The organism is Pseudomonas sp. SWRI77 (assembly GCF_014269105.1).
GTDB classification, from domain to species: domain Bacteria; phylum Pseudomonadota; class Gammaproteobacteria; order Pseudomonadales; family Pseudomonadaceae; genus Aquipseudomonas; species Aquipseudomonas capeferrum.
Window position 1 is genome coordinate 107,789 of record NZ_JABWRV010000011.1, and the last position, 24,010, is coordinate 131,798.

A 24,010-nucleotide genomic window follows, 5' to 3' on the forward strand; every position below is an offset into this window, starting at 1 on the left:
AAGCGCCGCGCCGCTGACGAATGTGTCTTTGCCCTCCACGAACGGGTCGCTGCCCTACAGCGATTGAAGAAACGCACGAATCGCCTGGCGCGCCTGGGCACCGAGCGCTACGTAGCGTTGCCGGGCTATTTCGGCCTCACCGCCATGCCAGACAATGGCCTCCTCCAAAGGCTTGAACAGCGCCGCCTCGAAACCTCAGCCTGATGTATCAACTTCCAAAAACGCCGCTTCCAGCAATTGCCGCGTATACGCATGCTGCGGCGCATGGAAGATGGCCTGCGCATCCCCTTGCTCCACCACCTGCCCCTGCTTGATCACCATCAGCTGATGGCTCAACGCCTTGACCACTGCCAGGTCGTGGCTGATGAACAGGTAGGTCAGGTTGTACTTCTGCTGCAGGCTGCGCAGCAACTCCACCACCTGCCGCTGCACCGTCCGGTCCAGCGCCGACGTCGGTTCATCCAGCAGAATCAACGCCGGCTTCAGCACCAGCGCCCGTGCAATCGCAATGCGCTGGCGCTGGCCGCCGGAGAACTCGTGGGGGTAACGGTGCCGGGTGCGCGGGTCCAGCCCCACTTCCTCCAGCGCCGCAATGATCGCCGCCTCTTGCTCTTCAGCCGTACCGATACGGTGAATCCGTAGCCCTTCGCCCACGATGTCCGCCACGCACATACGTGGGCTCAGGCTGCCGAACGGGTCCTGGAACACCACCTGCATCTGCCGCCGCAGCGGGCGCACGTCCTTCTGGTTCAACCCTTCGAGGTGCTGGCCATGAAAGCGAATGCCGCCCTGGCTTGAAATCAACCGCAAGATGGCCAGCCCGAGTGTCGACTTGCCCGAGCCACTCTCACCGACAATCCCCAGCGTCTGCCCCTGGGGCAAGCTGAAGTTGATGCCGTCCACCGCCTTCACATGGTCGACCGTGCGCCGCAAGAAGCCTTTCTTGATCGGGAACCAGACCTTGAGGTCATCCACTTCAAGCAACGGCGCACCGACCGGGTTGTGGGCAGGCTGGCCGCTTGGTTCGGCATTGATCAGCATCTGCGTGTAGTGATGCTGCGGCGCACTGAACAGCGTCGCGCAATCGGCCTGCTCGACAATCTGCCCACGTTGCATCACGCACACGCGGTGGGCGATCCGCCGCACCAGGTTGAGGTCATGGCTGATCAACAGCAGCGCCATCCCCAGCCGCGCCTGCAGTTCCTTGAGCAGGTCGAGAATCTTCAACTGCACGGTCACATCCAGTGCCGTGGTCGGTTCATCGGCAATCAGCAGCTCCGGCTCGTTGGCCAGCGCCATGGCGATCATCACCCGCTGGCGCTGGCCGCCCGACAGTTCATGGGGCAGTGCCTTGAGGCGTTTGTGGGGGTCGGGAATACCCACCAGCTCGAGCAGTTCCAGGGTCCGTGCGGTGGCTTGCTTGCCGGTCAGGCCCTTGTGCAGCAAGAGGATCTCGTTGATCTGCTTCTCGATGCAGTGCAAGGGGTTCAGCGAGGTCATCGGCTCCTGGAAGATCATCGCAATGCGGTTGCCACGAATATGCCGCAGGGCCTTCTCGCTCTGCTGCAGCAGGTCCTTGCCCTCGTAGTGGATGCTGCCGCTGGGGTGGCGGGCGAGGGGGTAGGGCAGCAGGCGCAGGATCGAGTGGGCGGTCACCGACTTGCCCGAGCCGCTCTCGCCGACCAGGGCCAGGGTCTCGCCCTTGCGGATGTCGAAGCTGATGCCGTCGACCACGCGGTTGACCTGCTCGCCGGTGACGAACTCCACCGCAAGATCACGCACTTCGATCAGGTTGTGTTCGCTCATGTCATTTCCTTGGGTCGAAGGCATCGCGGGCGGATTCACCGATGAACACCAGCAAGCTCAGCATCACCGCCAGCACGGCGAAAGCACTGATGCCAAGCCACGGCGCCTGCAGGTTGGATTTGCCCTGGGCGACCAGCTCGCCCAGCGACGGCGAGCCGGCGGGCAGGCCGAAGCCGAGGAAGTCCAGGGCGGTCAGCGTGCCGATGGCGCCCGTGAGGATGAACGGCATGAAGGTCATGGTCGAGATCATCGCGTTGGGCAGGATGTGCCGGTACATGATCGCGCCGTTGCGCATGCCCAGGGCGCGGGCGGCGCGCACGTATTCGAGGTTGCGGCCACGCAGGAACTCGGCGCGCACCACGTCCACCAGGCTCATCCACGAGAACAGCAGCATGATCCCCAGCAGCCACCAGAAGTTGGGCTGCACGAAACTGGCGAGGATGATCAGCAGGTACAGCACCGGCAACCCCGACCAGATTTCCAGGAAGCGCTGGCCGGCAAGGTCCACCCAACCCCCGTAGAACCCCTGCAGGGCGCCGGCGATGACGCCGATGATGGAGCTGAGGATGGTCAGCGTCAGGGCGAACAGCACTGAAACGCGGAAGCCGTAGATCACTCGCGCCATCACGTCGCGGCCCTGGTCGTCGGTGCCCAGCCAGTTGTCCGCCGAAGGTGGGGCCGGCGCCGGCACCTTGAGGTCGTAGTTGATGCTCTGGTAGCTGAACGGGATCGGCGCCCACAGCACGAAGCTGTCCTTGTTGGCCAGCAGCTCGCGGATGTACGGGCTTTTGTAGTTGGCTTCCAGCGGGAATTCGCCGCCGAAGGTCGTCTCTGGGTAGCGCTTGAAGGCGGGGAAGTACCACTCGCCGTCGTAGCGCACGGCAATCGGTTTGTCGTTGGCGATCAGCTCGGCACCCAGGCTCAGGCCGAACAGGATGAGGAACAGCCACAACGACCACCAACCTCGGCGGTTGGCCTTGAAGCGCTCGAAGCGCCGGCGGTTGAGAGGGGACAAGGCCATGTCAGTGCTCCCGGCTGGCGAAGTCGATACGTGGATCGACCAGGGTGTAGGTCAGGTCGCCGATCAGTTTCACCACCAGCCCGAGCAGGGTGAAGATGAACAGGGTGCCGAAGACCACCGGGTAGTCGCGGTTGATCGCCGCCTCGAAGCTCATCAGGCCCAGGCCGTCGAGCGAGAAGATCACCTCGATCAGCAGCGAGCCTGTGAAGAAGATACCGATGAAGGCCGAAGGGAAGCCGGCGATCACCAGCAGCATGGCGTTACGGAACACATGCCCGTACAGCACCCGGGAGCGGCTCAGGCCCTTGGCCTTGGCGGTGACCACGTACTGCTTGTTGATCTCGTCGAGGAAGCTGTTTTTGGTCAGCAGGGTCATGGTGGCGAAGTTGCCGATGACCAGCGCGGTGATGGGCAGTACCAGGTGCCAGAAGTAGTCCAGCACCTTGCCGGTGGTGGACAGCTCGTCGAAGTTGTTCGAGGTCAGTCCGCGCAGCGGGAACCAGTCGAAGTAACTGCCGCCGGCGAACAGCACGATCAGCAGGATGGCGAACAGGAACGCCGGGATGGCATAGCCGACGATGATCGCCGAGCTGGTCCAGACGTCGAAGTGGCTGCCGTGGCGCACGGCTTTGGCGATGCCTAGGGGGATAGACACCAGGTACATGATCAGCGTGCTCCACAACCCCAGCGAGATCGACACCGGCATCTTCTCGATGATCAGGTCGATGACCTTGGCATCGCGGAAGAAGCTGTCGCCGAAGTCCAGCTGGGCGTAGTTCTTGACCATGATCCACAGGCGTTCGGGCGGCGATTTGTCGAAGCCGTACATGCGCTCGATCTCGGCCACCAATGCCGGGTCCAGGCCCTGGGCGCCGCGGTAGCTGGAGCCGGCCACGGAGACCTCGGCACCGCCACCGGCGATGCGGCTGGTGGCGCCTTCGAAGCCTTCGAGCTTGGCGATCATCTGCTCGACCGGGCCGCCAGGCGCGGCCTGGACGATGATGAAGTTGATGACCAGGATGCCGAACAGGGTCGGGATGATCAGCAGCAGGCGGCGCAGGATATAGGCCAGCATCTCAGTTGGCCTCGGCCGGGGTGGCGTCGCTGACAGCCGGGGTCACGCCGGGCTTGATCCACCAGGTGTCGATGCCGATGTCGTACTTGGGCGACACCTTGGGGTGGCCGATGTGGTTCCAGTAGGCCACGCGCCAGGTCTTGATGTGCCAGTTGGGGATCACGTAGTAGCCCCACAGCAGTACCCGGTCGAGCGCGCGCGCATGGTTGATCAGGCTCTGGCGTGATTCGGCATTGATCAGCCGCTCTACCAACTGGTCGATGGCCGGGTCGCGCAGGCCGATGAAGTTGCGGCTGCCAGGGTTGTCGGCAGCGGCACTGGACCAGAACTCGCGCTGTTCGTTGCCCGGCGAATTGGACTGCGGGTAACCCCCGACGATCATGTCGAAGTCGCGTGAGCGCAGGCGGGTGATGTACTGCGAAACGTCGACCCGGCGGATGTTCAGGTCAATGCCCAGGTCGGCGAGGTTACGCTTGAACGGCAGCAGGATGCGCTCGAACTCGGTCTGTGCCAGCAGGAACTCGATGGACACCGGCTTGCCGTCCGTGTCGACCATCTTGTCGTCGACGATCTTCCAGCCGGCGTCCTGCAGCAGCTTGTAGGCCTGGCGCTGCTGTTCGCGGATCATGCCGCTGGCGTCGGTGACCGGGTTGCGGAAAGCCTCGCTGAAGACCTGCTCGGGCACTTTGCCGCGCAGCGGTTCGAGAATTTTCAGCTCGTCAGGCGTGGGCACGCCCCGGGCGGCCATGTCGGAGTTTTCAAAGTAGCTGCCGGTACGGGTGTAGGCACCGTTGAACAGCTGCTTGTTGGTCCACTCGAAGTCCAGCAGCAGGCTTAGCGCCTGGCGCACGCGGATGTCCTGGAACACCGGTTTGCGCAGGTTGAAAATGAAGCCCTGCATGCCGGTGGGGTTGCCGTTGGGCAGCTCCTCCTTGATCAGGCGGCCATCGCGGACCGCCGGGACGTTGTAGGCGGTGGCCCAGTTTTTTGCGCTGACCTCCAGCGCATAGTCGAACGCCCCGGCCTTCAATGCCTCCAGTGCGACGGCCGTGTCGCGGTAGGAGTCGAAGGTCATGGCATCGAAGTTGAACTGGCCGCGGTTGATCGGCAGGTCCTTGGCCCAGTAGTCCTTGACCCGCTCGTAGCGGATGGTGCGCCCGGCCTTGACCTCGGCGACCTTGTACGGGCCGCTGCCCAGGGGGATTTCCAGGTTGCCGCGGTTGAACTCGCGGCTTTCGTACCAGTGCTTGGGCAGTACCGGCAGTTGGCCCAGAATCAGCGGCAGTTCGCGGTTGTTCTGGTGCTTGAACTTGAACAGCACCCGTAGCGGGTCTTCGGCGACCACTTCGGCGACGTCGCCGTAGTATTGGCGGTACAGCGGTGCGCCGTCCTTGATCAGGGTGTTGAAGGTGAACACCACATCCTCAGCGCGCATCGGGTGGCCGTCATGGAAGCGCGCTTCGGGGCGCAGGTAGAAGCGTACCCAGCTGTTGTCCGGGGCCTTTTCGATCTTGCCGGCGACCAGGCCGTATTCGGTGAACGGCTCGTCCAGGCTCTGGCGCATCAACGTGTCGTAGATGACGCTGATGTTCTCGGCCGACACGCCCTTGTTGATGAACGGGTTGAGGCTGTCGAAGCCACCGAAGCTGGACTGGCGGAAGGTGCCGCCCTTGGGGGCATCCGGGTTGACGTAGTCGAAGTGCTGGAAGTTGGCCGGGTACTTGGGCGCCTCGTCGTAGAGCGTAAGCGCGTGTTGCGGCGCGGCCAGGGCCGGAAGGCTCAGGCAGGCCAGCAGCAGGCTGCCGGCCAGCCGGCGCAGGCGGTGCGTTGGCATCATTGGGCTTTCTCCGAAGTCTTGATCCACCAGCTGTTCAGCCCGAGGGTATAGGGCGGCGTGGTGACAAAGGCGAACCGGTTGCGGTAGGCCAGGCGGTGATTGTCGAGGTACCAGTTGGGGATCATGTAGTACTGCCATGAAAGCACGCGGTCCAGGGCACGGGCGGCGGCCACCTGGTCATCGCGGGTGCGCGCGGCGAGCAAGGTGTCGAGCAGATGGTCGACCACCGGGTCCTTGACCCCAGCATAGTTCTTGCTGCCTTTGGTCGCGGCCTGGCTTGAGTGAAAGTACAGCCACTGTTCGAGGCCGGGGCTCAAGGTCTGGTTCAGGGTCATCAGAATCATGTCGAAATCGAACTGGTCCAGGCGTTGTTTGTACTGGGCGCGGTCCACGGTACGCAAGCGTGCGTCGATACCGATGCTGGACAGATTTTCGACATAAGGTTGCAGGATGCGTTCGAGGTTGGGGTTAACCAGCAGCAACTCCAGGCGCAGTTGCTGGCCTTTGCTGTCCACCAGGCGCTGGCCGTTCAGCTTCCAGCCGGCTTCGCCGAGCAGGCTCAGGGCCTGGCGCAGGGTCTGGCGATTGATGCCGCGGCCGTCGGTCTGGCTGACTTTGTAGGGTTCGCTGAACAGTTTTTCCGGCAACTGGTCACGGAACGGTGCCAGCAACAGCCACTCCTTGCCGGTGGGCAGGCCGGTGGCGGCGAATTCGCTGTTGGGGTAGTAGCTGGTCGAGCGGCGGTAGGCGCTGCTGAACAGGGCGCGGTTGGTCCACTCGAAGTCGAGCATCAGCCCCAGCGCCTGGCGCACTCGGGGGTCGCTGAAGGCTACCCTGCGGCTGTTCATGAACAGGCCTTGGGTCTGGGTTGGGATGCGGTGCGGGATTTGCGCCTTGATCACATCGCCACGGCGTACCGCCGGGAAGTTGTAGCCATTGGCCCAGTTCTTTGCCTGGTGCTCGATGTAGATGTCGAACTCACCGGCCTTGAACGCCTCGAACGCCACGGTGGCGTCGCGGTAGAACTCGTACTCGACCCGGTTGAAGTTGTACTTGCCGCGGTTGACCGCAAGGTCCTTGCCCCAGTAGTTCTTTACCCGCTCGAACACCAGGCGGCGCCCAGGCAACACCTGGGTGATGCGATAGGGCCCACTGCCCAGTGGCGGCTCGAAGGTGGTGGCCTTAAAGTCGCGGCCTTGCCAGTAGTGCTTGGGCAACACCGGCATTTCACCCAGGCGCAGGATCAGCAGCGGGTTGCCGGCACGCTTGAAGACAAAGCGAATACGCAGGGGCCCGAGGATGTCCACCCGCTGCACTTCTTGCAGGTTGGTGCGGTAGATGGGGTGGCCATCCTTGAGCAGCGTGCGATAGGAGAACGCCACGTCCGCCGCGGTGATCGGGCGGCCGTCATGGAAGCGTGCCTGCGGGCGCAGGTTGAACACCACCCAGCTGCGGTCTTCGCTGTACTCCACCGAGCGCGCGATCAGGCCGTAGCTGGAGGTGGGTTCGTCGCCCGAGGGGTCGTACTGCCCGGTGCCGATCATCAGCGGTTCGTTCAGTTCGCTGATGCCGTACTGCTGGAAGTTCGGTGTGGTAATCGGGCTCGAACCCTTGAAGGTGTAAGGGTTGAGCGTGTCGAAGGTACCGAATGCCATGGCCCGCAAGGTGCCGCCTTTGGGCGCTTGCGGGTTGACCCAGTCGAAGTGGGTGAATGTGGCTGGGTACTTGAGCATGCCGAACTGCGCGTATCCGTGGCTTTCGCTCACCATCGCGACGGCGGGAAAGCTCAAGGCCAGGCTGAGTGACAGCAGGAGGGGACGTATCAAGTCGGCATCCGATCCAGAGGCGTTGGGCTTTGATCGAGTACAGTAACAGCTTGGTGGGGTTGGAAAAAGAGAGGTTTTGAAGGCGGTTGATCGTTTGAGGAAAGCTAAACCTGCAGGAGCGGCCTTGCGTCGCGAAAGGGCCGCAAAGCGGCCCCTGGCATTACATCAGTGAGAGAGGTAAACGGTCAGCGTCTGCCCTGGCTTGAGCGCATGCCCGCTGCGCGGGTTCCAACGCTTGAGGTGTTTCATTTCGACATTGAAACGCTTGGCCACCAGGTACAGCGAGTCACCCTTGCGTACTTTGTACTGGGTCGAGCGTTTCGAGGACGCCGCCACCCGGTTACCGGCGGCACTCGGCGCATTGCCGCCGCGCAGAGCCAGTACCTGGCCGGCCCGGAGGCCGTTGCCGGACATACGGTTCCAGCGCTTGATGTCCCTGACCGATACGCGATTCGCCTTGGCAATGCTGCCCAGGTTGTCGCCACGCTTGACCCGGTAGCTGCGCGCTGCCACCGGGGCCTTGGCTTCGGCCACGGCGCGGGCGAACACGGCCTTGTTCGGCTGCAGGCTGATCAACTGCTCAGGCTTGAGGTTGGACAGGCTGGCGGACAGCAGTTGCGCCTTGGCGGTGGGCACCAGCAATTGCTGGGGGCCGTCTACAGTCATGCGCTTCTTGAAGGCCGGGTTTAGCTGGATCAGCTCGTCTTCGTCGATGTCGGCGAACGCCGCAACGCGCGAAAGGTCGAGGCGATCATTGATGGCGACCGCCTCGAAGTAGGGTTCGTTGGCAATCGGGTTCAAGTTGACGCCATAGGCGTCCGGAGTGGACACCACCTGCGACAGGGCCAGCAGTTTAGGCACGTAGTCGCGGGTTTCCTGCGGCAGGGGCAGGTTCCAGTAATCGGTTGGCAGGCCGAGCTTTTCGTTGCGTTCGATGGCGCGGCTGACCGTGCCTTCACCGGCATTGTAGGCGGCCAGGGCCAGCAGCCAGTCGCCGTTGAACATGTCGTGCAGGCGGCTCAGGTAGTCCAGCGCGGCGTTGGTCGAGGCGGTCACGTCGCGACGGCCGTCATAGAAGTTGGTTTGGCGCAGGTTGAAGTGGCGGCCGGTGGACGGGATGAACTGCCACATGCCTGCCGCATGGGCGCGCGAGTAGGCCATCGGGTTGTAGGCGCTTTCGATGGCTGGCAGCAGCGCCAGCTCCAGCGGCATATCGCGTTCTTCGAGGCGCTCGACGATGTAATGCAGGTAGAGGCTGCCGCGCTCGCCGGCGCTTTCGATGAAGCGCGGGTTGCTGGCGAACCACAGGCGCTGCTGCTCGATGCGCGGGTTGACGTCGATGCTGTCCTGCAGGGTGAAGCCCTGGCGCATGCGCTCCCACACGTCCTGCGGCGCCTGCTCGGCCGGCTTGATCAGCAGCGGGGCCGGCTTGTGCTTGATCCGCGCCTGATAGTTGTGCGCGCGAACGCTATCGGATTCGTCGAGCTGACGGGTGCTCTGGCAGCCCACCAACGTGGCGGCCAGGGCCAGCGCACTGATTTGGGCCAGACGCGTCAGGGCGACGGAATGAGAGGTTCTGCGGCTACGGGAAGACATCGGCTGGGACAGGTATCCGGGCGAAAAATTTCGGCGATTCTAGAAACCGCTACCGGCCTGGTCAACCTTTGACCCTCACATGCGATATATCTTGAGGTTATCAGAAGGTGTCCTTCCAAGACCTCAAGGCAGCAAAAACAGCGACATGCGTGGTGTTTGAATGTCCCTTCCATTCGTCTGCTTTTTGTTTAACGGATGTTTCAGTCGTGCGAATAAAGGGGTTGGTAAGCCGTTCCAGGCCAATCGTTGATGGCAATGTGATGCGATTGTCGGCGCGTAGCCGGGTAACCTCGTCGAAGCGCTGCAGAACGTGCGGGTTTTGTGGCTCCACCGCCTTGGCAAAGCGCAGGTTGCTCAGCGTGTATTCGTGGGCGCAATACACTTCGGTGTGCGCCGGCAGGGCGGCCAGGCGCTGCAGGGAAGGGTGCATCTGTTCGGCAGTGCCTTCGAACATGCGCCCGCAACCGGCGGCGAACAGCGTGTCGCCACTGAACAGCAGGGGTGTGGCTGGTTGCGCTGAGTAAAAGGCGATATGCCCCAGCGTATGGCCGGGTACGCCGATGACCTGGAACGCTAGGCCCAGCACGCTGATTTCATCGCCGTCCGCCAGTGCAGCATCGCGGGCGGGAATCTGCTCGTTGGCCGGGCCGTAGACCTTGGCGCCGGTCAATTGCTTGAGCCGTTCGACGCCGCCGACATGGTCGTTGTGATGGTGGGTCACGAGGATATCGCTCAATACCCAGTCGGGGTTGGCCGCCAGCCAACGTTCCACTGGGCCGGCGTCGCCGGGGTCGACCACCGCGCAACGGCGTTTGGCAGTATCCTGTAACAACCAGATGTAGTTGTCGGAGAAAGCGGGTAGAGCATCGATCTGTATCATGGTGCGGATCCGTATCGCCAAGCGTGGGACATGAGGGCATCTTAGCCGCGATGGCGTGGCACGAGAACCTTCGAGGGAGAACGCAATGACCGACCAAGCCTTTGCCCAGGCCGACCCCGATTGGGTCGAGCTGATCAGCCTGGCCCGTGAGTGGTTCAATGGCCCGCTCGGCCAGTTGATGCTCAAAGAAGAGGAAAAACTGCTGGAAGAAGAGCTGGGGCGCTTCTTTGGCGGTTACCTGGTGCACTATGGGCCCTGTGCCGAAGCACCGCCCAGCGCGCCCCAGGTGCAGCGCAACGTGCGCCTCGGGGCACCCTTGCCGGGCGTGGAAATCGTCTGTGAAGAGCAGGCCTGGCCATTGAGCGAGCATGCTGCCGACGTGGTGGTGCTGCAGCATGGCCTGGACTTCAGCCTCACCCCCCATGGCTTGTTGCGCGAGGCCGCCAGCGCCGTTCGCCCGGGTGGGCACCTGCTGATTGTCGGCATCAACCCCTGGAGCAGTTGGGGCATGCGCCACCTGTTCAGCCATGGCGCCCTGCGCAAGGCCCGCTGCATCTCGCCTTCGCGGGTTGGCGACTGGCTCAACCTGCTCGGCTTCGCGCTGGAGAAACGCCGCTTCGGGTGCTATCGTCCGCCGCTTGCCTCGCCGGCCTGGCAGCAACGCCTGGCAGGCTGGGAGCGGGTGGCGGGCGGCTGGCAAATTTCCGGCGGCGGCGTGTACCTGCTGGTGGCGCGCAAGATGGTGGTCGGCCTGCGGCCGTTGCGCCTGGAGCGCCGCGAACCCATGGGCAAACTGCTGCCGCTGCCGCTGGCCAAGGTCAACCGTACGGCGGCCAATCCTGATACTGAAAAGCACTGAACAAGAGTGGTACATGAGCGATAGCGTCGAAATGTTTACCGATGGCGCCTGCAAGGGCAACCCTGGCCCTGGCGGCTGGGGCGTGCTGATGATCTACAAGGGCGTCGAGAAGGAACTGTGGGGCGGCGAACGCGAGACCACCAACAACCGCATGGAGCTGATGGCCGCGATCCAGGGCCTGATGTCGCTCAAGCGTGAATGCGAGGTAGTGCTGACCACCGACTCGCAGTACGTGATGAAAGGCATCAACGAATGGATGGTCAACTGGAAGAAACGGGGCTGGAAGACTGCAGCCAAGGAGCCGGTGAAAAACGCCGACCTCTGGCAGTTGCTCGACGAACAGGTCAACCGGCACAAGGTGAGCTGGAAGTGGGTGCGCGGCCACATCGGCCACCCGGGCAACGAACGGGCCGACCAGCTGGCCAACCGCGGGGTCGATGAGGTGCGCACCCAGCGTTGAGCTGGGGTACAATCGCGTCCTTTGTAACTGATGCAAGTTGGAGCCCCCCGCGTGGAGCAGCAGCAAGATAAACGCCTGGTCATTCTCGATACCGAAACCACCGGCATGCCGGTCAGCGAAGGCCATCGCATCATCGAGATCGGCTGTGTCGAGGTCATGGGCCGTCGCCTGACCGGGCGGCATTTCCACGTCTACCTGCAACCGGACCGAGAGAGTGACGAGGGCGCCATCGGCGTTCACGGCATCACCGACAGCTTCCTGATCGGCAAGCCGCGCTTCGCCGAGGTTGCGGATGAATTCTTCGAGTTCATCCAGGGCGCCACGCTGGTCATCCACAACGCGGCGTTCGACGTTGGCTTCATCAACAACGAGTTCGCCCTGCTGGGCCAGCACGACCGCGCCGACCTTGCGCAGCATTGCACCATCCTCGATACCCTGCTGCTGGCGCGTTCCCGTCACCCGGGGCAGCGCAACAGCCTCGACGCGTTGTGCAAACGCTACGACATCGACAACTCGGGCCGCGAGCTGCACGGCGCACTGCTCGACTCGGAACTGCTGGCCGACGTTTACCTGGCAATGACCGGCGGCCAGACCAGCCTGTCGCTAGCCGGGCAAGGTGCTGACGGCGACAGTGACGGGCAGGGCGGTGGCGGCAGCGAGATCCGCCGTATTACCGGCCGTGCACCTGGGCGGGTGATCATGGCCAGTGCCGAAGAGCTGGAGGCGCATGCCGAACGGCTGGCGGCGATCGCCAAATCGGCGGGGGCGCCGGCGATGTGGCAGGCGTTGAGCGAGGCACCTGCATCTTGACCATGCGCCCTTTGTAGGAGCGGCCTTGCCGGGGCGCCGGACCGGTCGGAAAGGGGCGCGTAGCGGCCCCGTCAATCTCTGCAGCGACATAGAACCTGGGGCCGCTACGCGACCCTTTCGCGACGCAAGGCCGCTCCTACAACTACCCTGAAAAGGACACCCCGTCCTGCAGAGGTAGCTGCCTGATGTACAAGGACCTCAAGTTCCCCATCCTCATCGTCCACCGTGCGATCAAGGCCGACAGTGTTGCCGGTGACCGCATCCGGGGTATCGCCGAGGAGTTGCGCCAGGACGGCTTTGCCATCCTGGCCGCAGCGGACCACGCCGAAGCGCGCCTGGTCGCGGCCACCCACCACGGCCTGGCCTGCATGCTGATCGCCGCCGAGGGCGTGGGCGAGAACACTCACCTGCTACAGAACATGGCCGAGCTGATTCGCCTGGCCCGTTTGCGCGCACCTGACCTGCCGATTTTTGCGTTGGGCGAACAGGTCACCCTGGAGAACGCCCCCGCCGAGGTCATGAGCGAGCTGAACCAGTTGCGCGGCATTCTCTATCTGTTCGAAGACACCGTGCCGTTTCTTGCGCGCCAGGTGGCACGCGCCGCCCACAGCTACCTTGACGGCCTGCTGCCGCCGTTTTTCAAAGCCTTGGTGCAACACACCGCGCAATCCAACTACTCCTGGCACACACCGGGGCACGGCGGCGGTGTGGCCTACCACAAGAGCCCGGTGGGCCAGGCCTTTCACCAGTTTTTTGGCGAAAACACCCTGCGTTCGGATTTGTCCGTTTCAGTGCCGGAGCTGGGTTCGCTGCTAGACCACACCGGCCCCTTGGCCCAGGCAGAGGCCAGGGCTGCACGCAACTTCGGCGCCGACCACACGTTCTTCGTGATCAACGGCACCTCCACTGCCAACAAGATCGTCTGGCACGCCATGGTCGGCCGTGACGACCTGGTGCTGGTGGACCGCAACTGCCACAAATCGGTGGTCCACGCGATCATCATGACCGGGGCCATTCCCATTTACCTGTGCCCCGAGCGCAACGAGCTGGGCATCATCGGCCCGATACCCCTCAGTGAGTTCAGCCCCGCATCGATCCGGGCGAAGGTCCAGGCCAACCCCCTGGCGCGTGATCGCGGGCAGCGGATCAAGCTGGCAGTGGTCACCAACTCCACCTACGACGGCCTGTGCTACCACGCCGGGATGATCAAGCAGACGCTGGGGGCGAGTGTCGAGGTGCTGCACTTTGACGAGGCCTGGTTCGCCTACGCGGCGTTTCACGAGTTCTTCGAGGGGCGCTATGCCATGGGCACGGCTTGCGCGGCTGACAGCCCGCTGGTGTTCAGCACCCACTCCACGCACAAGCTGTTGGCGGCCTTCAGCCAGGCGTCGATGATCCATGTGCAGGAGGGTGCCAGCCGCCAGCTGGACCGTGACCGCTTCAACGAAGCGTTCATGATGCACATCTCGACGTCGCCGCAGTACAGCATCCTAGCGTCACTGGACGTGGCCTCGACCATGATGGAGGGGCCGGCCGGGCGCTCGCTGTTGCAGGAAATGTTCGACGAGGCGTTGAGCTTTCGCCGGGCGCTGGCCAACCTGCGCAAGCATATTGCCGCTGCCGACTGGTGGTTCAGCATCTGGCAACCGCCAGCGGCAGAGGGCATACAGCACCTTGCCGCGCAGGACTGGCAGCTTCAGCCGGGGGCTGAGTGGCATGGTTTTGGTGAAGTGGCGGGCAACTACGTGTTGCTCGACCCGCTGAAGGTGACCTTGGTCATGCCCGGCTTGAGCGCAGGGGGTGTGTTGGGCGAGCAGGGTATTCCGGCGGCGGTGGTCAGCAAGTTTCTATGGGAGCGCGGCCTGGTGGTGGAAAAAACCGGCCTGTACAGCTTCCTGGTGCTGTTCTCCATGGGCATCACCAAGGGCAAGTGGAGCACCTTGCTGACAGAGCTACTGGAGTTCAAACGCCACTATGACGGCAATACCCGGTTGAGCGCCTGCCTGCCGAGTGTGGTGGCAGCGGACACTTCACGTTATCAAGGCATGGGGTTGCGCGAGCTGTGTGACCAGCTTCACGAGTGCTACCGCGCCAATGCCACGGCCAAGCAGCTCAAACGGTTGTTCACAAGCTTGCCGGAGGTTGCCGTCAGCCCGGCACGGGCCTATGACCAGATGGTACGCGGCGAAGTGGAGGCGGTGCCGATCGAAGCGCTGCTCGGCCGTGTCGCAGCGGTGATGCTGGTGCCGTATCCGCCCGGCATTCCATTGATAATGCCGGGAGAGCGGTTCACCGAAGCGACCCGCTCGATACTCGACTACCTGGCGTTTGCCCGAGCTTTCAACGATGGCTTCCCGGGTTTCGTTGCCGACGTGCATGGCCTGCAGAACGAAAGCGGTCGCTACACCGTGGACTGCATCAAGGAATGCGAATGATCTCGACGCCGGTCTGTGCCAGCTCGAAACGGTTTTCGCCCAGGTGGTTGACGCGGTCGCCGATTGCCAGGCGGTAGGTGGTGATCGGTGCGCCCAGCGCGCTGCCGTCGACCTGGAGGGTGGACTCCTGGAACTCGTGGACGGGGTAGATGCGGCCTTCGGCGTCACGGGCGTGGAATTGGCCGACCATTACTGCTGCCATTTGGGTGAAAACCTCTGAATTACGTAGGAAATATCTGCAAACATAGACCGTACAAGATACCCGGAAGTTTTCCCCTCGTGGAAAAAAAACCAAAGCGGCGAGAAACGGTCATCTATAACTACAACGTCTCTTAGCCAGCAAAGGTTGGAAAACGCCATGAGCCAGGTGTATTCGGTAGCGGTTGTCGTCGGCAGCTTGCGCAAGGATTCCTACAACCGCAAGGTAGCCCGCGCACTTTCGGAGCTGGCGCCGTCCAGCCTTGCCTTGAAGATCGTCGAGATTGGTGACCTGCCCCTGTATAACGAGGACGTCGAGGCCAACGCACCTGAGCCCTGGCAGCGCTTTCGCGAGCAGATCCGCGGCAGTGATGCGGTGCTGTTCGTCACGCCGGAGTACAACCGTTCGGTGCCGGGTTGCTTGAAAAATGCCATCGACGTCGGCTCGCGGCCCTATGGTCAAAGCGCCTGGAGCGGCAAACCGGCTGCGGTGGTGAGTGTGTCGCCGGGGGCGATTGGCGGTTTTGGCGCCAACCATGCCGTGCGCCAGTCGCTGGTGTTTCTCGACATGCCCTGCATGCAGATGCCTGAGGCGTACCTCGGTGGCGCGGCCAACCTGTTCGAGGATTCGGGCAAGCTCAACGACAAGACCCGGCCGTTTCTGCAGGCCTTTATCGACAAGTTCGCCTCGTGGGTTAAGTTGAACAGGGCGGTTTGAGGGTGACGGCAATGGGCCGCACAGCGGCCCCGGCCGTTTATCGGAAGCTGTAGGACACCCCTGCATAGACCGCAAACCCTTCGCCCGGCGTCGACCGGGCGATGTCCTGCCCGCCATCGTTGTAACCCGGCGTCACTGTCGCGGCATAGCGTTTGTTGGTCAGGTTGCGCAGGTCCAGCCAGGTCTGCCAGTCCTGTTTCGGTGAGTCCCAACCCAGGCGTGCCCCCAGCAAGGCATAGGCATCGGCGTGGTAACTGTTGGCATAGTCGACCTGCACCTTGGAGGCCATCTGCGTATTGACCCCGGCATAGAACCCGCTCGGCCAGTCGTAGCGCAACTCGGCCTGGTAGTAATGCATGGGGATGCCAGGCAAGCGGTTGTCAGCGAAGGTGTCGTCGTCGCGGTAGTGGAAGTCACTGAAGGTGTAGGCCTGGCGCAGGCTCAGCTTGCCCCTGCCGGCTTGCTCCCACAAGGTGCTGTCCAGGCCCGCCTCGACACCTTGGTGTACGGTGGCGCTGGCATTGTATTCTTTGGCCGGCAGGCCCTGCACAATTTCCACGGCCAGCAGTTCGTGGCGCACTTGCGAGTAATACCACGCCAGGTCCCAGCGCCCCAGCGCAGAGTCGCCGCGTGCGCCCAGTTCAAGCGTGGTGGCTGTCTGGTTCTGCATTTCGACAGGTTGTGTCGCCGCCGTGGCGCTCCAGATCAGCGACCACGGGTGCGGTGGCTCGACGGACCGGCTCAGGTTGCCATAGACCTGCAGGTGCGGGTTGATGTCATAGCGCAGGCCCAGGCGCGGCGCGTAGTCCCAGTCATGCTGGCTGACCTTGCCGCCGGTGGCAGGGTAGCTGACGTCACTTTCACGTCGGGTATAAATCATCGCCAGGCCCGTGGTCAGCCACAAATCAGGGATCAGTTCCAGATCGTTGCCGACATGCAGCACGGTATCCGAGCCCTGGTAGCTGAAGTCGCGGCTGCGCGCGCCGAAGTTGTCGCCGCTGGTACGTGCAAATTGCGAGGCACCGCTGTTGGGCAGGTGTTTGGTGGTCCGCCAGCCCACGGTGGTCTTGCTCTCGTGGCCCAGCAGGGTATCGCGGCGCAGGTAGTTCAGGGTGCCGCTGACATCGGTGTAGGCGACCTTGAGGCGCATCGGGCCTTCGCGCAGGTCCATCGGGAAGTCGTGATAGACCAGCCCGGCTTCTACCCGGGCATCGTCCTCAAGGTAGAAGGTGGTCTTGTTGGCCACCCAGGTGCTGCCCGGTTGCGGCCGGCTGTCGTCGCGGGCCAGGTACGCCGCGTTGGCGGCACGCGGGTCGTGCTTGATCTGGTCCTTGGTCAGGCGCCCGGCCAGGTCGTTCTCGGTTTCGCGATAACGCAGGTAAAAACGTGTTTCAAGGTTCGGGTTGAACCGGTAGCCGACATTGGCGGCGATACCCTTGGCGCTGCCACTGCTGTGCGCCTGATAGCCGTCGTATTCCGAGTCGGTCAGCGCCACGTAGTAATCGAGGTTGCCCAGCACCTGGCCAGAACTGATGTGCCGATGTTGGTAGCCGCGGCTACCAACCTCGTAGCGCACCTGCAGTGGCGCGGCATCGTAACCGGTGTGGGTGACATAGTTGATGGCACCCCCCAGGGCCAGGGCGCCCTGATCGAAACCGTTGGCCCCGCGCAATACCTCGGCGCGGCTCAGCCATAGCGGCTCGAACAGTTCATAGGGGGTGCCGCCGGGGCCGGTCAGCGGCAAGCCGTCGAACATCGTGTAGACCCCGGAGCCATGCGCCCCCGGAGCGCGGTTGATGCCCGAACCACGGATCGACAGCTTGATGCCATCGTTGCCCGCCGACTGGGCGAACACCCCAGGCTGGTAGGCCAGCACATCCTGATTGCTGGCGACCCGGCCTTGCCCCACGCGGTTCATGTCCACCAGATTGCTGGCGCCAGGGATTTCCCGCAGGTGCTCGGCGGCAGCCTCCAGTTCGGTCTGTTGCTGATCTTCGATCAACACTTGGTCGAGTTCGACGCGGCCTGTGGCCTGGGTGGCGCTGGAGACCAACAGGGCCAGCAAGGAGAGGGGGAGGGTAGGGCGCATGGCAAGGGCTTCCAGATCGATAAGCGGGAATCTGACGCTGCAAGTGTCAGACGAAGCACAGCTTTCGTTCTGTAGCCCTGAAAAAGAACAACCCCGCCGAGGCGGGGTTGTTCAGGATCGCCGGAGGTCAGCCGATCAGTTGCAGGCCCGCCTGCTGAACCATTTCCAGCAGCGGTTGCGGGTAGACACCGAGCACGAAGGCCAGGATCGCGATAGCCAGCAGCATCACGCCGCCAGTGCGCTGTTCCCACTTCAGCGGGGCGTCGTGGCGACGCAGGTTCGGCTCGACCAGGTACAGGGTGACCATGACGCGCAGGTAGTAGTAAACGCCGATGGCGCTACCGATCACCAGGGCGCCGACCAGCCACCACAGGTGCGACTCGACGCCGGTGGCGATGATGTAGAACTTGCCGATGAAGCCCGCAGTCAGCGGGATACCGGCCAGCGACAGCATCATCACGGTCAGTACCGCAGTCAGGTACGGGCGGCGCCAGAACAGGCCGCGGTACTCGTACAGGGCATCGGCGTCACGGCCGCCGTAAGGCGAGGACATCAGCGTGATGACGCCGAAGGCGCCAAGGCTGGTGATCACGTAGGTGACCAGGTACACGCCCATGGCCTCCAGGGCCAGGCCCTTGCTGGCGACCAGGGCGATGACCAGGTAGCCGAAGTGGGCGATGGACGAGTAACCGAGCAGGCGCTTGAGGTTGCTCTGGGTCAGTGCCAACAGGTTACCGACCAGGATCGAGGCAACCGCGATCACCGCCAGTACGGTGCTCAGCACGCCGCTGCTGGCAGCAGGGGAGAGCATGAACAGGCGCACGACCACGGCGAACACCGCCACCTTGCTCGCGGTGGCCAGGAACGCGGCGACCGGCGCCGGGGCGCCTTCGTACACGTCCGGGGTCCACAGGTGGAAGGGGACCAGCGACAGCTTGAAGGCCAGGCCGACCAGCATCATGCCCAGGCCCAGTTGCGCAACCAGGCTTGGCATGTTGGTGGCTGCCAGGGCTTTGCCGATCTGGTCGAAGCTCAGGCTGCCTGCATCGGCGTACAGCAGTGCCATGCCGAACAGCAGGAAGGCCGAACCTGCGGCCGACAGCACCATGTACTTGATGCCGGCTTCCAGCGAGCGCTTGTTGAAGAAGGCGTACGCCACCAGGCCGTAGACCGGTACCGACAGCAGCTCCAGGCCGATGAACAGGCCGGCCAGGTGGTTGGCGCTGACCAGCACCAGGCCACCGAGGGCCGACATCAGCAGCAGCAGGTACAGTTCTTCGCGGTTGCCCGGGAAGCCCTTGGAGCCTTCGCCAAGGTAGGCGTGGGCGAGGGTGACGCAGGCCAGCGTAGCCACCAGGATGATCGCCATGTACAGGCAGGCGAACTTGTCGATGGTGATCAGCGAGGTGACCGCCAGCGGTGCAACCTTGAGGGCCGGCAGAATCGACAGCAAGGCCAGGTTAAGGCCGACGGTGGACAGCAGGAAGGTCTGCGAGTGGTTGCGCTTCCAGGCGATCGCCAGCATCACCACCACCGTGGTGATGGTGGTGATCAGCATCGGCGCCAATGCGATGAAGTGTTGAGTGGTGAATTCCATAGCGCTCTTACCGGGCCGAAGCGAGTTGAGTGAAAGCGGAGCCAAGCCACTGCTGCACACCGCTCATGGTGGCGGCAGAAGTGTCGAGGAACGGCTGCGGGTACACACCAAGCACGATCAGCAGCACCGCCAGGCCCAGCACCATGATCAGCTCGCGGCCGTCCATGCCGGCCAGCACGGTGTCGCTCTTGCTTGGGCCGAAGTAGGCACGGTGGATCATGATCAGCGAGTAGACCGAGCCGAAGACCAGGCCGGTGGTGGCGATCACGGTGATCCATGGCACGCTGGCGAAGCTGCCGATCAGGATCAGGAACTCGCCGACGAAGTTGCCGGTGCCTGGTAGGCCCAGCGATGCGGCGGCGAAGAACAGGCTGATTGCAGGCAGGTAGGCGATGCGGTGCCACAGGCCACCCATTTGACGCATGTCACGGGTGTGCAGGCGCTCGTACAGCTGGCCGGACAGAATGAACAGTGCGGCGGCCGACAGGCCGTGGGCCAGCATCTGGATCACCGCGCCTTGCAGGGCTTGCTGGCTGCCGGAGTAGATACCGATCAGCACGAAGCCCATGTGCGAGACGCTGGAGAAGGCGATCAAGCGCTTGATGTCGGTTTGCGCGAAGGCCAGGAAGGCACCGTAGAAGATACCGATCAGGCCCAGGGTCATGGCGATCGGCGCAAACTCTGCCGAAGCGTTCGGGAACAGCGGCAGGGCGAAGCGCAGCAGGCCGTAGGCCGCAGTCTTCAACAAGATACCCGCCAGGTCCACGGAACCTGCGGTTGGCGCCTGGGCGTGCGCATCAGGCAGCCAGGAGTGGAACGGCACCACTGGCAGCTTGACCGCGAAGGCGATGAAGAAGCCCAGCATCAGCACGTATTCGACGCCAGGCGGCAGCTCGGCCTTGAGCAGGTCGCTGTAGTTGAAGGTGAGCACGCCGGTGGTGTTGTAGTTGACCAGCACCAAGCCAAGGATCGCGACCAGCATGATCAGGCCGCTGGCCTGGGTGAAGATGAAGAACTTGGTTGCGGCGTAGATCCGGGTCTTCTTGCCGTCCGCCGAGCTGTGACCCCAGAGCGCGATGAGGAAATACATCGGCACCAGCATCATTTCCCAGAAGAAGAAGAACAGGAACAGGTCCAGGGCCAGGAATACACCGACCACGCCGCCGAGGATCCACATCAGGTTGAGGTGGAAGAAGCCGACGTGGCGCTGGATCTCTTTCCAGGAGCACAGTACCGACAGCACACCGAGCAGGCCGGTGAGCAGGATCATCAGCAGCGACAAGCCATCGAGGGCCAGGTGGATGCTGATGCCGAAGCGCTTGATCCACTCGACTTTGTATTCGAGTGCCCAGGCAGGTTCGGCACCCGGCGCAGGCGCCAGGGTGTAGTCGCCGGTGCCCCACAGGTACAGGCCGATGCCGAGCAACAGGGACATGGTCAGCAGCGCGATCCAGCGCGGCAGGGTGGCGCCGAAGCGCTCACCCAGCCAGCACAGGAAGCCGCCGATGAAGGGGATCAGGATCAGCCAAGGCAAAATCATGACGGGTTGGTTTCCTTTGGCAAAGTCGCAAGATTCATAGTCATACCGCAGCCACTACCACAGCACCGAGCACCAGCACGGCGCCGACGGCGATCGAGGCGGTGTACCAGCGCAGCTGGCCAGTCTCGGTCTTGCTCATGGCGACGTGGCCGCCACGCGCCATCCGAGGGATCAGGCCGATGCTGCGGTCTACCGGGTCCTTGCGCAGGATGTGGCAGATCAGCAGGTAAGGTTTGACGAAGAGCTTGTCGTAGATCCAGTCGAAGCCCCAGGCGGCGAACCACCAGGCCGACAGGACACGGCCGATGCCGCTGTTGGCGATCGCGCTGACGAAGCGGCGCTTGCCCAGGAACAGCAGGGCTGACAGCAGGATACCGGCGATGGCGATGGCGCCCGAAGCGATCTCCAGCGAGTGCTTGGCGTCACCACCGGCGTGACCGGCGCTTTCAGGCAGCACGCCTGCCAGCGGTGGGGTGATCCAGGCGCCGACGAAGGTCGACAGCACGATCAGCACGCCCAGCGGCAGCCAGTGGCTGATGCCGTGGCCGGCGTGGGCTTCGGTCTTGGCTTCGCCGTGGAAGGCGATGAAGATCAGGCGGAAGGTGTACAGCGAGGTCATGAACGCACCGACCAGGCCGGCGTACAGCAGGCCGGTATTGCCGCTGGCGAAGGCTTCCCAGAGGATCTCGTCCTTGGAGTAGAAACCCACGGTCACGATCGGCAGGGCCGCCAGGGCGGCGCCACCGACCACGAAGCTGGCGTAGGCCAGCGGCAGCTTCTTCCACAGGCCGCCCATCTTGAAGATGTTCTGCTCGTGGTGGCAGGCAACGATCACCGCACCGGACGCAAGGAACAGCAGGGCCTTGAAGAAGGCGTGGGTCATCAGGTGGAAGATCGCCGCGTCCCAGGCACCCACGCCCAGCGCCAGGAACATGTAGCCGATCTGGCTCATGGTCGAGTAGGCGAGGATACGCTTGATGTCGGTCTGTACCAGCGCGGCGAAGCCGGCCAGCACCAGGGTCACACCACCGACCACACCCACCAGGTGCAGGATGTCCGGGGCCAGCAGGAACAGGCCGTTGGTACGGGCGATCAGGTACACGCCCGCAGTCACCATGGTTGCCGCGTGGATCAGTGCCGAAACCGGGGTAGGGCCTGCCATCGCGTCGGCCAGCCAGGTCTGCAAGGGCAACTGGGCCGATTTACCGACCGCGCCACCCAACAGCATCAGGGTCGCCAGCACCATCCAGGTGTCGCCCGCCTGGAACTTCTGCGGTGCCAGTACCAGCAGTTCCTGCACGTTCAAGGTACCCAGCTGGGCGAACAGGATGAACAGGCCGATGGCCATGAACACGTCGCCGATACGGGTGACGATGAAGGCCTTGAGTGCCGCGTTACCGTTGTTGCGGTTGCTGTAGTAGAAACCGATCAACAGGTACGAGCACAGGCCCACGCCTTCCCAGCCGAAGTAGATGAACAGCAGGTTATCGCCCAGGATCAGGAACAGCATGCTGGCGATGAACAGGTTGGTGTACGAGAAGAAGCGCGAGTAACCGGCTTCGCCACGCATGTACCAGGACGCGAACAGGTGGATCAGGAAGCCCACGCCAGTGACCACGCCGAGCATGGTGACCGACAGGCCGTCCAGGTGCAGGGTGAAGGTCGGCGCGAAGCCGTCCACCGACATCCACTGCCACAGCAGCTGGCTGTACGCGCCGCCTTCAGGCGGTGCGACGTTGAATTGCCAGATGACGTAGGCGGCTGTCGCGGCCGAGAGGCCGACCGAGCCGACGCCGATCAGGGCGGACAGGTTCTCCGAGAACCGCCCGCGCGAGAACGACAGCAGCAGGAAGCCGATCAGGGGGAAGACGAAAGTCAGGAAGAGAAGGTTCATCCGCGCATCTCACTGGCAGCATCGATGTCGAGAGTGTGGAAGCGGCGATACAGCTGCAGCAGGATGGCCAGGCCAATGCTGGCCTCGGCGGCTGCCAGGCTGATCACCAGAATGAACATCACCTGGCCGTCGGGCTGGACCCAACGGGCACCGGCGACGACGAACGCCAGGGCAGAGGCGTTCATCATGACTTCCAGGCTCATGAGCACGAAGAGGATGTTGCGGCGGACCATCAGGCCAACCAGACCTAAGCAGAACAGGATGCCGGCGACCGCCAGACCATGCTCGAGAGGGATAGCACCCATGATTTACTCCTTCGCCTCGTTGCGGCCCAGGTGGAAGGCGGTGACGGCTGCGGCGAGCAGCAGCATCGAAGCCAGTTCGACCACCAGCAGGTACGGGCCGAACAGGCTGATGCCCACTTCTTTCGGGCCCACGGTGGTACCGCTGATGCCGGCACCGCTCGGGGTGACGAACAGCACGTACAGCAGCTCCAGCAGCAGCAGGGTGCCCAGTATCACCGGCCCCGCCCATATGCCGGGCTTGAGCCAGCCGCGTTCCTGGGCGACCGAGGCCGGCCCCAGGTTGAGCATCATCACCACGAACACGAACAGCACCATGATGGCGCCAGCGTAGGCGATCACTTCCAGGGCGCCGGCAAACGGCGCACCGAGGGCGAAGAAGATCATTGCCACGGAAATCAGCGAAATGATCAGGTAGAGCAGGGCGTGCACGGGGTTGGTGCCGGTTACCACCCGAAGGGTGGAGACCACGGCGATCCCGGATGCGAAGTAGAAAGCGAATTCCATCTTTCTGTCCTTATGGGAGCAAGCTCTTCACGTTGATCGGCTCGGCCTCGTTCTGCGCAGAGCCCTTCGGCTTGCCAGCGATCGCCATACCCGCAACACGGTAGAAGTTGTAGTCAGGGTTCTTGCCGGGGCCGGAGATCAGCAGATCTTCTTTCTCGTACACCAGGTCCTGACGCTTGAACTCGGCCATTTCGAAATCCGGAGTCAGCTGGATCGCGGTGGTCGGGCACGCTTCCTCGCACAGGCCGCAGAAGATGCAACGCGAGAAGTTGATGCGGAAGAACTCAGGGTACCAACGGCCGTCCTCGGTCTCGGCCTTCTGCAGCGAGATGCAGCCGACCGGGCAGGCCACCGCGCAGAGGTTGCACGCCACGCAGCGCTCCTCGCCGTCGGGGTCGCGGGTGAGGACGATGCGGCCGCGATAGCGCGGCGGCAGGTACACAGCTTCTTCGGGGTACTGCAGGGTGTCGCGCTTGCGGAACCCGTGGGAGAACACCATTGCCAGGCTGCGCAGCTGAGTGCCGGTGCCTTTAACGATGTCGCCGATATATTTGAACATG

The 24,010-nt window shown here is 63.3% G+C and carries 21 protein-coding genes; 5 read left to right on the plus strand and 16 right to left on the minus strand.

The genetic code is table 11. The annotated features are described in order from the left end of the window. Window positions 1-54 precede the first annotated feature (54 nt). From HU766_RS13145 to gloB, 8 genes are all read right to left on the minus strand, one after another. Window positions 55-168 (minus strand): di-heme oxidoredictase family protein, encoded by a 114-nt coding sequence (locus HU766_RS13145; protein ID WP_238338610.1) that lies wholly within the window; start codon window positions 166-168, stop codon window positions 55-57. A 27-nt stretch (window positions 169-195) separates the two neighbouring features. Next, window positions 196-1,806 (minus strand): ABC transporter ATP-binding protein, encoded by a 1,611-nt coding sequence (locus HU766_RS13150; protein ID WP_047581242.1) that lies wholly within the window; start codon window positions 1,804-1,806, stop codon window positions 196-198. A 1-nt stretch (window position 1,807) separates the two neighbouring features. Further along, a complete protein-coding gene (locus tag HU766_RS13155; RefSeq protein ID WP_033699218.1) occupies window positions 1,808-2,827 on the minus strand; it encodes an ABC transporter permease in 1,020 nt (339 codons plus the stop codon). Between the two features lies 1 nt (window position 2,828). After that, window positions 2,829-3,902: a microcin C ABC transporter permease YejB gene (locus tag HU766_RS13160; protein ID WP_033699217.1), complete on the minus strand. Its 1,074-nt coding sequence runs from the start codon at window positions 3,900-3,902 to the stop codon at window positions 2,829-2,831. A gap of 1 nt (window position 3,903) precedes the next feature. Beyond that, a complete protein-coding gene (locus HU766_RS13165; protein WP_186657354.1) occupies window positions 3,904-5,739 on the minus strand; it encodes an extracellular solute-binding protein in 1,836 nt (611 codons plus the stop codon). Beyond that, the gene (locus tag HU766_RS13170; protein WP_202883658.1) at window positions 5,736-7,565 is read right to left on the minus strand and encodes an extracellular solute-binding protein; all 1,830 of its coding nucleotides are present in this window, start codon (window positions 7,563-7,565) and stop codon (window positions 5,736-5,738) included. Before HU766_RS13170 ends, HU766_RS13165 begins: the two co-directional genes overlap by 4 nt. Window positions 7,566-7,730: 165 nt before the next feature. After that, a complete protein-coding gene (locus tag HU766_RS13175) occupies window positions 7,731-9,161 on the minus strand; it encodes a lytic transglycosylase domain-containing protein (RefSeq protein ID WP_186657368.1) in 1,431 nt (476 codons plus the stop codon). Between the two features lie 100 nt (window positions 9,162-9,261). Beyond that, on the minus strand, window positions 9,262-10,041 hold the full coding sequence (gene gloB / locus HU766_RS13180; RefSeq protein WP_186657510.1) for a hydroxyacylglutathione hydrolase: 780 nt from the start codon (window positions 10,039-10,041) through the stop codon (window positions 9,262-9,264). Window positions 10,042-10,126: 85 nt separating this feature from the next. On the opposite strand from gloB, the gene HU766_RS13185 reads away from it, so the two are divergent. From HU766_RS13185 to HU766_RS13200, 4 genes are all read left to right on the plus strand, one after another. Further along, the gene (locus HU766_RS13185) at window positions 10,127-10,900 is read left to right on the plus strand and encodes a methyltransferase domain-containing protein (protein WP_186657371.1); all 774 of its coding nucleotides are present in this window, start codon (window positions 10,127-10,129) and stop codon (window positions 10,898-10,900) included. 13 nt (window positions 10,901-10,913) lie between these two features. Further along, window positions 10,914-11,360, plus strand: a complete 447-nt coding sequence (gene rnhA / locus HU766_RS13190) for a ribonuclease HI (protein ID WP_186657379.1) — start codon at window positions 10,914-10,916, stop codon at window positions 11,358-11,360. Window positions 11,361-11,411: 51 nt separating this feature from the next. Beyond that, window positions 11,412-12,170: a DNA polymerase III subunit epsilon gene (gene dnaQ / locus HU766_RS13195; protein ID WP_186657382.1), complete on the plus strand. Its 759-nt coding sequence runs from the start codon at window positions 11,412-11,414 to the stop codon at window positions 12,168-12,170. A gap of 185 nt (window positions 12,171-12,355) precedes the next feature. Next, the gene (locus HU766_RS13200) at window positions 12,356-14,605 is read left to right on the plus strand and encodes an Orn/Lys/Arg decarboxylase N-terminal domain-containing protein (RefSeq protein WP_186657385.1); all 2,250 of its coding nucleotides are present in this window, start codon (window positions 12,356-12,358) and stop codon (window positions 14,603-14,605) included. On the opposite strand, the gene HU766_RS13205 is transcribed toward HU766_RS13200, so the two are convergent. Continuing rightward, window positions 14,589-14,807: a hypothetical protein gene (locus HU766_RS13205; RefSeq protein WP_033699199.1), complete on the minus strand. Its 219-nt coding sequence runs from the start codon at window positions 14,805-14,807 to the stop codon at window positions 14,589-14,591. The genes HU766_RS13200 and HU766_RS13205 overlap by 17 nt on opposite strands. Window positions 14,808-14,963: 156 nt before the next feature. Between HU766_RS13205 and HU766_RS13210 the strand changes: the two genes are divergently transcribed. Next, window positions 14,964-15,521 carry an NAD(P)H-dependent oxidoreductase gene (locus HU766_RS13210; protein WP_033699197.1) on the plus strand — a complete coding sequence of 186 codons (558 nt, stop codon included), beginning with the start codon at window positions 14,964-14,966 and terminating at the stop codon, window positions 15,519-15,521. Window positions 15,522-15,558: 37 nt separating this feature from the next. Here the strand turns inward: HU766_RS13210 and HU766_RS13215 are convergent, their stop codons facing one another. The 7 genes from HU766_RS13215 to nuoI form a co-directional block, all read right to left on the minus strand. Next, entirely contained in the window at window positions 15,559-17,610 is a 2,052-nt protein-coding gene (locus tag HU766_RS13215; protein WP_186657389.1) for a TonB-dependent receptor, read from the minus strand. 127 nt (window positions 17,611-17,737) lie between these two features. Next, window positions 17,738-19,207 (minus strand): NADH-quinone oxidoreductase subunit NuoN, encoded by a 1,470-nt coding sequence (nuoN, locus tag HU766_RS13220; RefSeq protein WP_033699194.1) that lies wholly within the window; start codon window positions 19,205-19,207, stop codon window positions 17,738-17,740. Between the two features lie 7 nt (window positions 19,208-19,214). After that, window positions 19,215-20,747 carry an NADH-quinone oxidoreductase subunit M gene (gene nuoM / locus HU766_RS13225; protein ID WP_033699192.1) on the minus strand — a complete coding sequence of 511 codons (1,533 nt, stop codon included), beginning with the start codon at window positions 20,745-20,747 and terminating at the stop codon, window positions 19,215-19,217. Between the two features lie 40 nt (window positions 20,748-20,787). Continuing rightward, window positions 20,788-22,641 carry an NADH-quinone oxidoreductase subunit L gene (gene nuoL / locus HU766_RS13230; protein ID WP_033699189.1) on the minus strand — a complete coding sequence of 618 codons (1,854 nt, stop codon included), beginning with the start codon at window positions 22,639-22,641 and terminating at the stop codon, window positions 20,788-20,790. Continuing rightward, complete coding sequence (gene nuoK / locus HU766_RS13235; RefSeq protein ID WP_003251446.1) at window positions 22,638-22,946, minus strand: NADH-quinone oxidoreductase subunit NuoK; 309 nt, start codon at window positions 22,944-22,946, stop codon at window positions 22,638-22,640. Before nuoK ends, nuoL begins: the two co-directional genes overlap by 4 nt. A gap of 3 nt (window positions 22,947-22,949) precedes the next feature. Continuing rightward, the gene (nuoJ, locus tag HU766_RS13240; RefSeq protein WP_012313764.1) at window positions 22,950-23,450 is read right to left on the minus strand and encodes an NADH-quinone oxidoreductase subunit J; all 501 of its coding nucleotides are present in this window, start codon (window positions 23,448-23,450) and stop codon (window positions 22,950-22,952) included. A 10-nt stretch (window positions 23,451-23,460) separates the two neighbouring features. Then, complete coding sequence (nuoI, locus tag HU766_RS13245) at window positions 23,461-24,009, minus strand: NADH-quinone oxidoreductase subunit NuoI (RefSeq protein WP_027592814.1); 549 nt, start codon at window positions 24,007-24,009, stop codon at window positions 23,461-23,463. Between the last annotated feature and the right edge of the window lies 1 nt (window position 24,010).

What these genes read in the sequence shown, in the direction of transcription:
- nuoK (WP_003251446.1), bottom strand. Translation starts at nt 22,946, where the DNA reads ATGGGTGCTATCCCTCTCGAGCATGGTCTGGCGGTCGCCGGCATCCTG.
- HU766_RS13215 (WP_186657389.1), bottom strand. Translation starts at nt 17,610, where the DNA reads ATGCGCCCTACCCTCCCCCTCTCCTTGCTGGCCCTGTTGGTCTCCAGC.
- HU766_RS13185 (WP_186657371.1), top strand. Translation starts at nt 10,127, where the DNA reads ATGACCGACCAAGCCTTTGCCCAGGCCGACCCCGATTGGGTCGAGCTG.
- nuoI (WP_027592814.1), bottom strand. Translation starts at nt 24,009, where the DNA reads ATGTTCAAATATATCGGCGACATCGTTAAAGGCACCGGCACTCAGCTG.
- rnhA (WP_186657379.1), top strand. Translation starts at nt 10,914, where the DNA reads ATGAGCGATAGCGTCGAAATGTTTACCGATGGCGCCTGCAAGGGCAAC.
- nuoN (WP_033699194.1), bottom strand. Translation starts at nt 19,207, where the DNA reads ATGGAATTCACCACTCAACACTTCATCGCATTGGCGCCGATGCTGATC.
- HU766_RS13175 (WP_186657368.1), bottom strand. Translation starts at nt 9,161, where the DNA reads ATGTCTTCCCGTAGCCGCAGAACCTCTCATTCCGTCGCCCTGACGCGT.
- nuoM (WP_033699192.1), bottom strand. Translation starts at nt 20,747, where the DNA reads ATGATTTTGCCTTGGCTGATCCTGATCCCCTTCATCGGCGGCTTCCTG.
- nuoJ (WP_012313764.1), bottom strand. Translation starts at nt 23,450, where the DNA reads ATGGAATTCGCTTTCTACTTCGCATCCGGGATCGCCGTGGTCTCCACC.
- nuoL (WP_033699189.1), bottom strand. Translation starts at nt 22,641, where the DNA reads ATGAACCTTCTCTTCCTGACTTTCGTCTTCCCCCTGATCGGCTTCCTG.
- HU766_RS13210 (WP_033699197.1), top strand. Translation starts at nt 14,964, where the DNA reads ATGAGCCAGGTGTATTCGGTAGCGGTTGTCGTCGGCAGCTTGCGCAAG.
- HU766_RS13150 (WP_047581242.1), bottom strand. Translation starts at nt 1,806, where the DNA reads ATGAGCGAACACAACCTGATCGAAGTGCGTGATCTTGCGGTGGAGTTC.
- HU766_RS13200 (WP_186657385.1), top strand. Translation starts at nt 12,356, where the DNA reads ATGTACAAGGACCTCAAGTTCCCCATCCTCATCGTCCACCGTGCGATC.
- HU766_RS13205 (WP_033699199.1), bottom strand. Translation starts at nt 14,807, where the DNA reads ATGGCAGCAGTAATGGTCGGCCAATTCCACGCCCGTGACGCCGAAGGC.
- HU766_RS13160 (WP_033699217.1), bottom strand. Translation starts at nt 3,902, where the DNA reads ATGCTGGCCTATATCCTGCGCCGCCTGCTGCTGATCATCCCGACCCTG.
- HU766_RS13165 (WP_186657354.1), bottom strand. Translation starts at nt 5,739, where the DNA reads ATGATGCCAACGCACCGCCTGCGCCGGCTGGCCGGCAGCCTGCTGCTG.
- gloB (WP_186657510.1), bottom strand. Translation starts at nt 10,041, where the DNA reads ATGATACAGATCGATGCTCTACCCGCTTTCTCCGACAACTACATCTGG.
- HU766_RS13155 (WP_033699218.1), bottom strand. Translation starts at nt 2,827, where the DNA reads ATGGCCTTGTCCCCTCTCAACCGCCGGCGCTTCGAGCGCTTCAAGGCC.